The sequence below is a fragment of the Streptomyces wedmorensis genome, assembly GCF_000716445.1.
Lineage (GTDB): Bacteria > Actinomycetota > Actinomycetes > Streptomycetales > Streptomycetaceae > Streptomyces > Streptomyces wedmorensis.
Genome location: NZ_JNWK01000044.1, coordinates 39,323 through 52,390, shown reverse-complemented (window position 1 = coordinate 52,390; position 13,068 = coordinate 39,323). Strand labels below are relative to the sequence as shown.

Below are 13,068 nucleotides of genomic sequence, written 5' to 3'. Positions count from 1 at the left end.
CGCCGCCGCCTCGGGCGCGTCAGGCGCGTCAGGCGCGTCAGGCGCTCTTGAGCTCCTGGCGCTGCCTGCCGAGGCCGTCGACCTCCAGCTCCACGACGTCGCCGGGGCGCAGGTACGGCTTGGGCTCCGGCTGCCCCATGGCGACACCGCCGGGCGTGCCGGTGTTGATGATGTCGCCGGGGTAGAGGGTCATGAACCGGCTGACGTACCGGACGACCTCCGCGACCGGGAAGATCTGGTCGGAGGTGTGGCCGTCCTGCTTGAGCTCGCCGTTGACCCAGAGCCGCAGACCCAGCGCCTGCGGGTCCGGCACCTCGTCGGCGGTGACGAGCCAGGGCCCGAGCGGGTTGAAGGTCTCGCAGTTCTTGCCCTTGTCCCAGGTGCCGCCGCGCTCGATCTGGAACTCGCGCTCGGAGACGTCGTGGGCGACCGCGTAGCCGGCGACGTGCGCGAGGGCCTCCTCGTCGGTCTCCAGGTAGCGGGCGGTGCGGCCGATGACGATGGCGAGCTCCACCTCCCAGTCGGTCTTCACGGAGCCGCGCGGTACGAGCACGGTGTCGTCCGGGCCGACGACCGTGTCGGCGGCTTTGAGGAAGACGACGGGCTCGGCGGGGGTGGCCTGGCCGGTCTCGGCCGCGTGACCGTGGTAGTTCAGCCCGATGCACACGACCTTGCCGATGCGGCCGACCGGCGGGCCGACGCGCAGCCCGGTGGCGTCCAGCGCGGGCAGCACGCCGGCGCCGGCCGCCGCCCGGACGCGGTCGAGGGCGGAGGCGTCGGCGAGCAGACTGCCGTCGATGTCGTCGACGAGGGCGGACAGGTCGCGGAGGGTTCCGTCCTGGTCGAGCAGGGCGGGACGCTCGGCTCCCGGCGGCCCGACACGCAGCAGCTTCATGGTCTTCTCCCTGTGGTCGAGGTGGGCCCTGGACGGGCCCGCGGTGCCCCGGCCGATGGAGTGCGGCCATCGGAGGATTGGTCGATCCTCCAAGAGAACGGGTCACTCTGCAAGACCCCGTTCACACACTGGACCCTTACGCGCGAGTAGCAACCGCCTCGGGAGCCCCCTCCGGGCCCTCCGTGCGGAACAGCAGGGCCCGCTCGACGGCGGTCCACGTCGTGCTCGTGACGACGTAGAGGGCGGCGGCGAGCGGCACCACGGCAACCGTGATCAGCGTGGCGAAGGCAAGCAGCGGCATCACCTTCGCGATCGCACCCGCCCCCGGCGTGGGCTGCCCCAGGTCGAGGGGCTGGGCGGCGAGCTGCGCCTTCGTACGCCGGTACGTGAACGTGGCCACGGCGGCGACGAGCGCGAAGAGGACGAGGTAGACCCGGCCGGCCTGCCCGAAGACCCCGCCGTCCGCGAGGGCGTCGGCCCAGTGGTCCCCGAGCGGCGCGGCGAACAGGCTGTGCCCGGCCATCCGGTCGCCCGAGAACAGGTGGTACATCAGCAGGAACGCGGGCGCCTGGAGCAGGCTCGGCAGGATCCCCGCGAACGGCGACACCTTCTCCCGCGCGTGCAGTTCCGTGACCGCCTTCCTGAGGCGCTCCGGATTCTTCGCGTGCTTCTTCCGGAGCGCCGCGAGCTCCGGCGCGAGCCGGGTACGGGCCTTCTGACCGCGCGCCGACGCCCGGGACAGCGGGTGGATCGCGAGCCGTACCGCCATCGTGAAGAGCACGATCGCGGCGGCCATCGCAGTGGTGGCGAAGATCGGCTGGAGCAGGTCGGCGAGCCGCTCGACCAGGGAAGCGAAGACGGACATGGGGAGCCCTCCGTGGGGTCTCGTCGTGCCGGTGAGATGTCGTTCCTCGGCATGACGGATCCGCGTGCGGGCCTGTCCGGTGTGATGTGCGGTGGCTCCCTACGCGGCCGTCGGAAGGCGACGGCCAGGAGCCCGCGGTCTTCTCCGCCCGGCGGCGTCCGGGTCCCGCTGCGGCAGGAAGGCGGTGCGCCGCTCCCGGTCGCGGATCGCGGTACGGACCGCGGTGGGCGGCACGGCCGGGGCCGTACGGGCCCCGATCAGGGCACACACGACGGTGGTCGCGGCCAGGGCCACGGCCGCGGAGACGCTCGCCCCGTCGGAGAGGAGCAGGTCGGCGAGCGCGAGCAGGAAGAACAGCGGCGCGAGGACACGCAGGACCAGGCCCTTGGCCGTCATCACCACCACCCCCTTCTCGCCGAGCTCGTCGCGATCGGCGCGCCACCGCGCCGCGTCTCACCGTGAGGACGCGCGGCGACCCTCGGGAGTTCCCACCCTCGCCGAGACGGGCCCCGACACGGCCCTCCTCGCCCCGGCGACCCCCGCCCTCACGGGCGCGACCCACCTCCGGTCACCCGGCCGACACCAGCTTCGCCCACACCACCAACCGGTAGGCGCTGCTGAACTCCGGCGTGCACGTCGTCAACGTGAGGTACGCGCCCGGCGCCCCGTACCCGTACGACGGCTTCACGATCGACCGCGGCACGGGCCGGATGACCCCGACGTCACGCGGCGAGGTCGACCGCAGAACCTGATCGACCCGGTAGACGTACGTACGCGCCCGCGTACGCACGGATATCTCGTCGCCGACCGCGAGCCGATTGATGTACCGGAACGGCTCCCCGTGCGTGTTCCGGTGCCCCGCGAGCGCGAAGTTCCCCACCGCCCCCGGCCCCGCGGTCCCCCGGTACTGCCCGACGTACCCCTTGTCGAGCACGGACCGCTTCGACACGCCGTACGCCACGGGTGCGGTCAGACCGATCCGGGGGATACGCAGCACGGCGAAGGCCTCGGAGGCCCCGCGCCCGGAACCGCCGCCCCCAAGGGCCTCACCGGGCTCGAAGGACCGCCCCGTCTCCCCGGACTCGACGGGATCCGGGGGAACAACGGGATCGACAGGGCCGGCGGGGTCCACGGATTCGGCAGGCCACCCACCGGAGTCGCCACGAGGAGACATCTCCCACTCCCGCTCCAGCGCACTCACCTGCCCACGGGCCTCGGCACGGGCCTCCTGATTCGTCCACCACAACTGGTGGACGACGAGAAGCAGGACGACGACCCCGCAGGTGACGACCGCCTCGGCGCACACCCACAACACGCGCGCGCCCGTACGACGACGCCCCCGCCCCTGGACGACGACCGGCACCCGCTCCCGCACCCTGGCCCGCACGCGGGGCACGATAAGCGCTGAGGCGCCAACTCTCCAGGCACGTACAGCAGTACGGTGGAGAACATGCGCCCCGACACTCCTGCCGCCCACACCACCGAAGCCGAGCGCCTGCTGCGCACGGCCGCGCAGTACCCGGGAGACCGGGAACCCCTGTACCTCCAGGCCGCGGCCCACCTGGAACTGGCGGACGACCGCCCGGGTGCGACCGCCCTCTACGACGCCCTGCTGACCGGGGAGCCGGCGAACCCGCACCTGATCAGGGCTTTGAAGGCGGCGAACCTGTGGGAGTACGGCCACGAGGCCGAGGCCCGCGCGATCATCGAGGGCGTGCGCCGCGCGAAGCCCGCGGACGCGGCGGCATGGGAGACCACGGCGGAGACGCTGGAGGCGCACGACGAACTGGAAGCGGCGGAGTCGACCCTCACGGAGGCGGCGGCCCTGCTCGTCAGCTCCCCGGAAGACCTCCCGCACGCGACCCGGTCACTCCTCACCACCCGCCACCGCATCCGCCGCATGCTGGCCCTCCCCCACGACACCTGGGACGACCTCGCGGACCGCCTCCACACGGCGGCCGTCCCCCTGGACGAACTCCACGACCCCAAGCGCCTCTGGTCCCTCGGCTCCTCCGACCCCGCGGAACTCCAGGCCGAGATCACCCGCCTCCGCTCGGAACTCGGCACCTACCGCACCGCCCTCTCCCGCCCCTTCCCGGTCGCCGTCCTCCACTGGCCGGAACGAGAACTCGACGAACTCCTCGCGGCGTACCCCGAGCTGGAAGCCGAGTACCCCACCTACCGCGCCCACCTCACCGACCTCGAAGCCTCCCTCCGCGAACTCGCCCAGGCCGGCACCCCCAACCTCGGCATCGTCCGCGCCACCGTCCCCTCCTACGAAGCCTTCGCCGCCTCCGAATCCACCCACCCCTCAAACCCGGACCTCCTCCCCCAATACGCGACGACCCTGGCGGCGAGGGGCCGCGCCACGGGGTGGCCACCGGCACGCTCGTCTTCCTGCTGGTGCGGCTCGGGGCGGACGTATGGGGAGTGCCACGCGGCGCAGTAACCAGCTCACCGGGATAGCGCATCGTCGAGACTCTGTCAGCTGCACCTGATACCAATGGGGCGGTTGATCAGGGAGGGGAAAACGATGAGCGAGCTGTCGGACTCCAGCGGGCCGGTTTCCGGCCTTTACGAGCAGCTGATGACCCTGCGGCTCGAAGCTCAGCTCAAGGCGCTTGCGGATCGTGGTTGGCATGCGATCGACGATGTTGTCGGCCCTGAGTCTTCCCCCCGCGTACTCGCGAAGCACGTAGCTGACACGGTGCGTCGCACGCTGGAGGGGCTGCCCGCAGAAGAGCATGTGCATGCGGCCAACCACATCCTCGAATCGATGAACACCATCGAGGGCGCCCGAGAGTGGGTGGAGCTCGTTGCCGATGGTCCCCGGCAGCTCCTTGCGATCGCGGAGCAGGAAGCCCAGGGCGTGTACCGGATCCGCCCTGCGACCCCACTGGCGGAGGCTGCCCTCCTCACCAATGCACCGGAAGACCCCAGCCTGGGCTTCGAGCTGCGGGCAGAACTAGCCACAGCTGACCGTGTTGACCTTCTCTGCGCGTTCGTAAAATGGCACGGTCTACGGGTCATAGAACAGTCACTGGAAGCAGCACATGCGCGGGGTGTCCCCATCCGCGTCATCACCACGACGTACATCGGAGCCACGGAGCGGCAAGCGCTCGACCGTCTCGTCCAGCGATTCAACGCCCAGGTCAAGGTCAACTACGAGCTCCGCTCCACCCGCCTGCACGCCAAGGCCTGGCTCTTCAGGCGACACAGCGGGTACGACACCGCGTATGTCGGTAGCTCCAACCTGTCGAAGGCAGCTCTCCTCGACGGCCTGGAATGGAACGTCCGCCTATCGTCCGTGGCGACCCCGGACGTCATCCGCAAGTTCGAGGCAACCTTCGACGCCTATTGGAATGACCCTTCCTTCGAGGCGTACGACCCCGATAGCGATGGTGTGCGACTCAGCGAAGCGCTTCAGGTGGCAGGCCGGGGCAAGGGCTCATCAGACCAGCGGATCACTCTCTCCGGTCTGGAGGTGCGGCCGTACCCCCACCAGCGGGACATGCTGGAGCGCCTCCAGGTGGAACGCGAAGTGCACGACCGGCACCGCAACCTCCTCGTAGCCGCGACCGGTACGGGAAAAACCGTCATGGCCGCGCTGGACTACAAGCGCCTTCGGCAGGAGCACGGCCGCGACCTGCGCTTGCTCTTCGTGGCTCACCGGCAGGAAATTCTGCGTCAGTCGCTCCGCACGTACCAAGACGTGCTCGTGGACGCCAACTTCGGAGAGGAGCTACACAGTGGGCTCTCACCCGAAGGGTGGCAGCACGTCTTCGCAAGCGTTCAGTCTCTGAAGACGCAGAGGCTGGAGGAATTGGACCCCGAGCACTTCGACGTCATCGTCATCGACGAGTTCCACCACGGGGTCTCCTCGACGTACCGGAAGATCATCGAGCACTTCCGCCCTCTGGAGTTCCTGGGGCTCACGGCGACTCCCGAGCGTATGGACGGCCGGAACGTCCAGGATGAGTTCTTCGACGGTCGCATCGCGGCGGAGATGCGGCTGTGGGAGGCGCTGGAGAACGATCTCCTCAGCCCGTTCCACTACTTCGGGATCAGCGACAACACCGACATGAGCGCCGTCGCGTGGAAGCGAGGGTCCTACGATTCGTCAGCGCTCAGCAAGCTGTTCACCGGTCATGAGGCTAGGGCGAGGCTCGTCGTTCAGGCGGTCCAAGACAAGGTGGCTAACCCGGGAGCCATGCGTGCTCTCGGCTTCTGCGTCTCCGTTGCTCATGCCAGTTTCATGGCCGAGTTCTTCCGCCGCGCAGGCCTCAAGGCGGTGGCCCTGTCCGGTGAGACTCCCCAGGAAGATCGTAAGGCCGCGCTGGCTGCCCTTCGCGCCGGCGAGATCCAGGTGATCTTCTCCGTTGACCTGTTCAACGAAGGCTTGGACATCCCGGATGTCGACACCCTCCTCCTGCTGCGCCCAACCTCCAGTTCCACGGTGTTCCTTCAGCAATTGGGCCGCGGACTCCGCCGTACGGATGGCAAAGCGGTTCTCACCGTGCTGGACTTCATCGGTCAGCACCGCAAGGAGTTCCGCTTCGAGGAACAGTTCCGCGCCTTGACCAACCTCACACGCAATCGCCTTCTCGACTCCATCGAGCACGACTTCCCACAGCTGCCGTCCGGCTGCCAGATCATCCTTGAGTCGAAGGCCAAGGAACTGATCATCGACAACATCCGCAGCCAGATCAGCGTCAACGTCACCCAGCTTGCGCGCGAGGTAGCCCGGTACGGCGAGTCCCGACTCTCCGAGTACCTCGTCGAGAGCGGACGCGAGCTCAAGGAAATTTATCGCGGCGGAAACTCCTGGACCGGTCTGCTCCGCCGTTCAGGCTTGCTCGCAACCGTCGTCCCCGAAGGCGAAGCAGCTCTTCTGAAGCGCGTGTCCGCGTTCCTTCATGTCGACGACCCTCGACGGGTCGCGGTGTACACGAAGCTCCTTGCGGACGACGCCCCTTCCTACAACGAGCTCAACGAGATCGAGCAGGCCTACGCCCGCATGCTCTACTTCTCGCTGTGGCCTCTGGGAGGCGGCTTCACTCAGTACCAGGAGGCGCTGGGCTCGCTACGTTCGCAGCATGCCTTCCGTGACGAACTTCGCCAGGTACTGGCCTACGCCCTTGACCGAACCGATCACGTTCCGGTCCCGCTCCTCGGCGTCCTCGCTGACCTTCCGCTGACGGTCCACGCCTCCTACAGCCGGGAAGAAATCCTCCCTGCGCTGGGAGAGTCGTTCATAGGCGGCTTCATGCCGGGCCATTTCCGCGAAGGGGTCAAGTGGTGCGAGGGCATCCAGACGGACGCGCTGCTCGTCACGCTAGAGAAGGACGAGAAGGACTTCTCTCCGCAGACCCGCTATCGGGACTACGCGGTGAACGACAGCCTCTTCCACTGGGAGTCCCAGAACCAAACGTCGGAGACGTCTCCCACGGGCATCCGCTACCGAACCCACAAGGACATCGGCTCTCACGTGCTCCTCTTCGTCCGCCGATACAAGAAGACGGACATCGGCGGGCCACAGCCTTGGATGCTTCTCGGCCCGGCTGACTATGTCGATCACAAGGGCAGCAAGCCCATGGGGATCACCTGGAAGCTGAAGCACGAGATCCCGGCCGAAGTGTGGACTTACTCGGCCATCGCCACCGGATAGTCGACAGATCCACTTCCCTCACCAGCAACTCGCTGCTCTTCGCCCAGCAGACCAAGGGCGGGAAGGAGCGGGGCCATCCGTCCTTCACGCGTCCTCTTCGTGCAGCTCGGCCCAGACTTGTTTGCCCCACCGGTACAGCTCCGTGCCCCAGCTGTTCGTGAGTGTGTCGACCAGGGTGAGGCCTCGGCCTCGGAGTTGGTCGGCTTCGGGGTCCGTTCGCAAGGTTGGGACGGTTCGGGAGCGGTCGACCACGCCCAGGCGAATTCCGTTCGGGGTCGGGCGGGACACGGTCACTCGGATCGAGGGGAGTCGACTGTGGTCGACCGCGTTGGCGACCAGCTCGGTGATCACGAGCGTCGCGTCCTCAGTCAAGGAATCCAGACCCCATAGCGTCAATGCCGTTCGGACCAACCGGCGAGCAACCGCTGCGCTTCGCGCCTCGCGCGGGAGGGTCTGCGAGTAGGCCGGGTGACCCGTGGGACACGACGTAGCAGCCGCGACCGCGAGAGGTCTGAGGGCCGGGGGTTCCGGCCACTCGCGTACGCGGAGGGCCTTCCCACCACGACGCTCTGCGCCAGCCGGCTCTGGACGCGAAGGGGGCGAGGCCGGTGTCGTCGGTGACGAGATCGCGGGCGCTCGGCCCACCTCATCACCCACGTGGCTGAAACTCACGCGTTGCCCTCCCGCCGCTGTCGGTTGGTGGTTTTGTGTCCTCTCAGCGAACCGTGATTCGCGAGGGGCGGGTATCCCCGCGCGGGCCCCGACGCCGTCAAACCCGTCAAAGATTGTTCTCTTGTGAACAGGGGCGCAGCATGGCGCGCAGAAACGATGAACTCGCCGCGGTAATCGCCGAAACGGGCTGGTCGCAGCCCGTAGTAGCCGCCGCGGTGGTACGCGTCGCAGCTGAGGCCGGCGTCGACGAACTCCTCAGCGTGAAGCGCTCACACATCGCCATGTGGATCGCTGGCACGCGTCCCAGAGGCCGAGCCGCTGACATCTTGCGCGAAACTCTGTCGCGGCGTTTGGGGCGCCCTCTCACACTCGGGGAGATCGGCCTCGCGGGAACCGCCTCGGATACGGTCACCGGGTCCGAGTGGGACACCGACACGCTGACGGCTCTGGTCGACCTGGGGAGAAACAGCATGGACCGCGAACGCCGCCGACTTCTCACCGGCGCCGCCGTCTACTCCCTCGGCGGACTCGTCCTGCCCCGAGATCCCTGGTGGGACGAAGCTCCGCAGCGGGCCCGCTCACGCGCGACCGGTCCGAACCGGCGAGTCGGGGAGACCGAAGTGCGGGCCGTTCGCGAGATGACCGAGTTCTTCGCCCGGCGCGATCAACGGCACGGTGGCGTCGACGGTCGCACTGCCCTCTACCAGTACATCGTCGACGACGTCGCCCGGTACGTCAGCGGAGTCTTCAGCAGTGAAAACTCCCGTCGGGCGCTCTATTCGGCAGCGGCCGAAGCGGTGTACGTGGCCGGCTGGATGAGTTTTGACGCCTCCCAGCACGAGCCCGCACGCCGCTACTTCACCCTCGCGCTCAAGCTCGCAGCCGAAGCCGACGACGCTCCCCTCGCCGGACACATCCTGCGTGCCATGGCCCATCAGGCCATAGACCTGGGACACGCCAGGGCGGCCTTGGATCTCGCTTCCGCCTCCGTCGAGCGCAACAGGTATGCCCACGCCAGCCCTCGCGAGCGCGCCTTGATCGGCATCGTCCACGCGAGAGCGTTGGCCGGGGACGGCCAGCGGCGCAACGCCATCGCCGCGATCCACCGCGCCGAAACCGACCTCAACCAGGCCACCGCAGGCGACGACGAACCTCAGCGCATCTGGTTCTTCCAGGACGCGTCGCTCGCTCATGAAACCGCCCGCACGCTGTGGGCCCTGGGCGACCTCGACGGTTCCTTGCGTCACTTCCGAGCCAGTGTTCGACACCGCAAAACGGATTCCTTCAGCCGAACCCACGCCGTCACGCTCGGCTATATGGGCACCGTCCAGGCTGGGCAAGGCAACATCGATGCAGCGTGCCAAACCTGGTCCCGGGCCTTGGACGCCATGGACGGTGTCCAGTCCGGCAGGGCACGGGAAGCCGTCGTCACCATGCGGACGGTCCTGTCCCCGCTCCGCTACCGCGGAATCCCCTCTGCCGCCGATGTGGACGAGCGAGCCCGGCTCGCACTGCGCCGAGTAACCTGACGGCGCCGAGGCCGCCAGGCCTCTCAAGTGGCTTGGCAGAGAAGGAAGAAGGGCGTCCCGTGGCTGCGCAGATCATTGAGGTGCCGGTCATTGCCGATGTAGTCGGGGGGCATGTCGGGCGACTCGACGATTTCAAGGGGGGCGTGGAGTCGATCATCCGGCTGCGGCCGGAATTCCCTGTGGAGACCCTGCAGGGCATCGAGGATTTCTCGCACCTCCAGGTGACGTGGTTCTTCAACCTCGGCTCCCCGGACGATGTCGCGCTGCATGCGCGTAGTCCCCGCGACAACCCCGCGTGGCCGGCGACCGGCACCTTCGTTCACCACAACCATCGGCGCCCGGCCAGGCTGGCTACGTCCTTCCCGAAACTCGTCAAGGTCGACGGACGCGACCTGCACGTCACTGACCTCGACGCGGATGACGGCACTCAGATCGTCGACCTGGTGGCGGTGTTCCGCGAGATGCTCCCTCAGGGGCCCGTCACTCAGCCGACCTGGCCCGGCGAGATGCTCGCGGACTACTGGCGCGACGCCTCCGAACGCTGAGGTCGGCGAGGACGCCGCCGTACGGGGCGGCTAGCTTCGCCGGAAGGTTCTTCGGGCGGCCGGGTTCGGGGGCCTCTGGTGGGACCACTCTCCGAGTGCGAAAAGGCGGGCTCCGCCGCCGAGTCAAGGGTGGAGCGCAACGGAATCGGCGGAGCCGACGCGACGGAGGAGCACCCTTGAGGCGGTGATGGAGGCCGCCACACTTGGGAAGAGGGCGGCCACGCCAGAAGCCCGCCTGCTCCCCCGCCCGTTGGGCCCGCCCGTCACTCACACGGGCGATCTTCACCTCATGTGGCTATTTGGACGCACGTAGTGACGTACGGTCGCGCAAAACGGCCCCCGTCGACGGTTGCACCCATCGGCGAGGGCCTGAACCACCTGTGGAAGTGGAGTCCACCGTGATCTACCGGCACTTTAACGCGCCCTCCCGTGCCTTCAGCCAGTTCTCGCACGAGATCATTCGGCATCCTCGGCTCAGCTCCGACGCCGTCCGGATTCTGACCTGGCAGCTCTCCCTCCCCCAAGGGGCCCACGAGTCACTTTCCCGAACTGCCGAACGTGCCCGGATCGGGGCATGCGCATTCACCCGAGCCAAGCGGCAGCTCAAGGAGGAAGGCTTCGTCCACGAGCGGCGGGTGCAAGGTCCCGGAGGCCGCTGGATGACCCAACAGCTCGTCTCCAGCTCCCCGTTGACCGCCGACGAGGCCGTCAAGCTCCTCGCCCGCACGCCCCTCCTCACCTGTGCCAACCGGGTATCCCCGCAGGTCGTACCGAGTCCCCGGAAACCGGCCGCCGGTGAGCCGACGACCCCGCCGGCCGACGGTCATCCAAAGAAAGACCCGAAGGGAGACACCTCCTACCTTCCCGCCCGGACGGACACCGCCGAGAGCCCCCACCTCGACGACGCCCGCGCCCTCGTCGGCGCCCTCCCTCTCCTCTCCCCTGCCCTTCGTCACATTCCGCCCGCCATGCGCGACGAACTCATCCGCCTCGCCGTCCGTTGGCTCGACGCCGGACACACCCCCACCGACGTCCACCAACACGTCCTCCGCGGCCTCCCCGGCGCCGGGACGTCCGTCCACCGACCCGGCGGCCTCGTCCGCTACCTGCTCCGCGACGTACCGCCGCTCCAGCCCTCGCCCTCGCCTCGGCCCTTGCTCTCCGCACGGCTCCACGGCACCCGCGAGTGCTCCGGAGAACACATCCAGCCCATGCTCTTCCGGCCCGTCGCCGACGAGACCCTCTGCTCGGCCTGTGTCCCGCCCGTTCCGGCACCCTCGTAGGCTCGGGGGACGACAACCCGTTCGACAGAAAGGCCCCCGCCATGCCCCGTATCCCCTCCCCCGCCGTCGCCGCCGTCGGGCTCGTCGGTGGGTATGCCGTCGCCCGGTGGACCAAGAAGCGGCCCCTCGGTGGGGTCGTGCTCGCCGGGGCCGGGGCCGTCGCCGTGCGGGAGTGGCAGCAGGTGGGCGGGGCGAAGGTGGCCGCCGGGCTCGGTGCCGCCTACGTCGCCGCGTTCGCCGGGTCCCATCCACTCGCCAAGAAGATCGGCGCCTGGCCCGCCGTGTTCTCCGTGGCCGGGACCGTCGCCGCCGCCTCCTGGGCCGTCACCCGCCAGAAGTAGCGAGAAGTCCCCGCCCCCTCAGCCGCCCGCCGCGTGGCTCACCGTGTAGATCAGGAGGCCGGCGAGGGCGCCGACGACGGTGCCGTTGATGCGGATGAACTGGAGGTCGCGGCCGATGTTGGCCTCGATCTTGCGGGAGGTCTGGGTGGCGTCCCAGCCGGCGACGGTGTCGGTGATGAGGGACGTGATCTCGTGGCGGTACGTGGTGACCACGTAGGCCGCCGCGTCCTCCGCCCAGCCCTCGACCTTCTCCTGGAGGCGGGTGTCCGTGGACAGGCGGGCGCCGAGGGAGATGAGGGAGGCGCGGGCGCGGAGGCGGAGCTGGCTGCGGTCGTCCTCAGCCGCCGCGATGATCAGCGCGCGGACCGAGGACCACGCCGAGGCGATGATGTCCTGGATCTCCGGGCGGGCGAGGAGGTCCGACTTGAGCCGTTCCACCCGCGCGCGGGTGTCCGTGTCGGCCTGGAGGTCGGACGCGAAGTCGGCGAGGAAGCGGTCGATGGCGCCGCGCGCGGGGTGGCCCGGCATGTCCCGCATCTCGGTCACGAAGCGGAGGAGCTCCTTGTAGACGCGCTCGCCGATGCGGCGGTCGACGAAGCGGGGTGTCCAGCCGGGTGCTCCGCCCTGCACCGCGTCCATCACCGATTCCCCGTGCGTCACCAGCCAGTCGTGGGCCCGGGTGCACACCAGGTCGACGGCGCGGCGGTGGGCGCCGTCGGTGACGATCTTCTCCAGGGTCTTGCCGAGGCCCGGTCCGATCTCGACCGCCTCGGCCCGCCGGGTGATCGCCTCCCCGACGACCGCCTGGACGTCCGCGTCGCGCAGGACCGTCAGCGCGCCCCGGAGGGCCGTCGCCGCCTCCGCCGTGACGCGGTCGGCGTGCGCCGGGTCCGAGAGCCAGGCGCCGAGGCGGCCGCCGATGCCGAAGGCGTGCAGTCTGCCCCGTACGACGTCGGCGGAGAGGAAGTTCTCGCCGACGAACAAGCCCAGCGAGGCCCCCAGCTGGTCCTTCTTCTTGGGGATGATCGCCGTGTGCGGGATCGGTACGCCCAGCGGGTGCCGGAAGAGGGCGGTGACCGCGAACCAGTCCGCGAGCGCGCCGACCATGCCGGCCTCGGCCGCGGCGGCGACGTAGCCCGTCCAGGCGCCCCAGCCCGCGTTCTCCGCCCAGGTGGCCAGGGCGTAGATCACGGCGACCGCCGCCAGCAGGGCCGTCGCCAGCGTTTTCATCCGCCGGACGCCTCTGCTCTTCTCCTCGTCCGCCGCCGTG

The 13,068-nt window shown here is 69.1% G+C and carries 12 protein-coding genes; 6 read left to right on the top strand and 6 right to left on the bottom strand.

The annotated features are described in order from the left end of the window. Positions 1 to 37 precede the first annotated feature (37 nt). The 4 genes from OO54_RS29320 to OO54_RS29305 all read right to left on the bottom strand — a co-directional run bounded on the left by OO54_RS29320 (position 38) and on the right by OO54_RS29305 (position 3,147). Positions 38 to 895, bottom strand: a complete 858-nt coding sequence (locus OO54_RS29320; RefSeq protein ID WP_033208323.1) for a fumarylacetoacetate hydrolase family protein — start codon at positions 893 to 895, stop codon at positions 38 to 40. 136 nt (positions 896 to 1,031) lie between these two features. Further along, a complete protein-coding gene (locus OO54_RS29315) occupies positions 1,032 to 1,760 on the bottom strand; it encodes a YidC/Oxa1 family membrane protein insertase (RefSeq protein WP_033208321.1) in 729 nt (242 codons plus the stop codon). A 99-nt stretch (positions 1,761 to 1,859) separates the two neighbouring features. Further along, entirely contained in the window at positions 1,860 to 2,156 is a 297-nt protein-coding gene (locus OO54_RS29310; RefSeq protein ID WP_033208441.1) for a DUF6412 domain-containing protein, read from the bottom strand. A 172-nt stretch (positions 2,157 to 2,328) separates the two neighbouring features. Next, entirely contained in the window at positions 2,329 to 3,147 is an 819-nt protein-coding gene (locus OO54_RS29305) for a class E sortase (protein ID WP_033208319.1), read from the bottom strand. Positions 3,148 to 3,210: 63 nt separating this feature from the next. Here OO54_RS29305 and OO54_RS29300 point away from each other — a divergent pair, with 63 nt between their 5' ends. Further along, on the top strand, positions 3,211 to 4,209 hold the full coding sequence (locus tag OO54_RS29300) for an SEC-C metal-binding domain-containing protein (protein ID WP_033208439.1): 999 nt from the start codon (positions 3,211 to 3,213) through the stop codon (positions 4,207 to 4,209). Between the two features lie 84 nt (positions 4,210 to 4,293). Then, complete coding sequence (locus OO54_RS29295; protein WP_033208437.1) at positions 4,294 to 7,428, top strand: DEAD/DEAH box helicase; 3,135 nt, start codon at positions 4,294 to 4,296, stop codon at positions 7,426 to 7,428. 84 nt (positions 7,429 to 7,512) lie between these two features. Here the strand turns inward: OO54_RS29295 and OO54_RS29290 are convergent, their stop codons facing one another. After that, positions 7,513 to 8,073 carry an ATP-binding protein gene (locus tag OO54_RS29290; RefSeq protein WP_324611702.1) on the bottom strand — a complete coding sequence of 187 codons (561 nt, stop codon included), beginning with the start codon at positions 8,071 to 8,073 and terminating at the stop codon, positions 7,513 to 7,515. 167 nt (positions 8,074 to 8,240) lie between these two features. Here OO54_RS29290 and OO54_RS29285 point away from each other — a divergent pair, with 167 nt between their 5' ends. The 4 genes from OO54_RS29285 (at position 8,241) to OO54_RS29270 (ending at position 11,798) form a co-directional block, all read left to right on the top strand. Continuing rightward, positions 8,241 to 9,629, top strand: a complete 1,389-nt coding sequence (locus OO54_RS29285; RefSeq protein ID WP_033208313.1) for an NsdA family TPR-like regulatory protein — start codon at positions 8,241 to 8,243, stop codon at positions 9,627 to 9,629. 59 nt (positions 9,630 to 9,688) lie between these two features. Further along, positions 9,689 to 10,174, top strand: coding sequence for a TrmO family methyltransferase domain-containing protein (locus OO54_RS29280; protein WP_078905395.1), 486 nt, complete (start codon positions 9,689 to 9,691; stop codon positions 10,172 to 10,174). A gap of 968 nt (positions 10,175 to 11,142) precedes the next feature. Then, on the top strand, positions 11,143 to 11,457 hold the full coding sequence (locus OO54_RS47630) for a hypothetical protein (RefSeq protein ID WP_234439571.1): 315 nt from the start codon (positions 11,143 to 11,145) through the stop codon (positions 11,455 to 11,457). 41 nt (positions 11,458 to 11,498) lie between these two features. Continuing rightward, entirely contained in the window at positions 11,499 to 11,798 is a 300-nt protein-coding gene (locus tag OO54_RS29270) for a hypothetical protein (RefSeq protein WP_033208307.1), read from the top strand. Between the two features lie 18 nt (positions 11,799 to 11,816). On the opposite strand, the gene OO54_RS29265 is transcribed toward OO54_RS29270, so the two are convergent. Then, positions 11,817 to 13,028, bottom strand: coding sequence for a DUF445 domain-containing protein (locus OO54_RS29265; RefSeq protein ID WP_234439573.1), 1,212 nt, complete (start codon positions 13,026 to 13,028; stop codon positions 11,817 to 11,819). Positions 13,029 to 13,068 lie beyond the last annotated feature (40 nt).

What these genes read in the sequence shown, in the direction of transcription:
- OO54_RS29320 (WP_033208323.1), bottom strand. Translation starts at nt 895, where the DNA reads ATGAAGCTGCTGCGTGTCGGGCCGCCGGGAGCCGAGCGTCCCGCCCTG.
- OO54_RS29315 (WP_033208321.1), bottom strand. Translation starts at nt 1,760, where the DNA reads ATGTCCGTCTTCGCTTCCCTGGTCGAGCGGCTCGCCGACCTGCTCCAG.
- OO54_RS29310 (WP_033208441.1), bottom strand. Translation starts at nt 2,156, where the DNA reads ATGACGGCCAAGGGCCTGGTCCTGCGTGTCCTCGCGCCGCTGTTCTTC.
- OO54_RS29300 (WP_033208439.1), top strand. Translation starts at nt 3,211, where the DNA reads ATGCGCCCCGACACTCCTGCCGCCCACACCACCGAAGCCGAGCGCCTG.
- OO54_RS29295 (WP_033208437.1), top strand. Translation starts at nt 4,294, where the DNA reads ATGAGCGAGCTGTCGGACTCCAGCGGGCCGGTTTCCGGCCTTTACGAG.
- OO54_RS29285 (WP_033208313.1), top strand. Translation starts at nt 8,241, where the DNA reads ATGGCGCGCAGAAACGATGAACTCGCCGCGGTAATCGCCGAAACGGGC.
- OO54_RS47630 (WP_234439571.1), top strand. Translation starts at nt 11,143, where the DNA reads ATGCGCGACGAACTCATCCGCCTCGCCGTCCGTTGGCTCGACGCCGGA.
- OO54_RS29270 (WP_033208307.1), top strand. Translation starts at nt 11,499, where the DNA reads ATGCCCCGTATCCCCTCCCCCGCCGTCGCCGCCGTCGGGCTCGTCGGT.
- OO54_RS29265 (WP_234439573.1), bottom strand. Translation starts at nt 13,028, where the DNA reads ATGAAAACGCTGGCGACGGCCCTGCTGGCGGCGGTCGCCGTGATCTAC.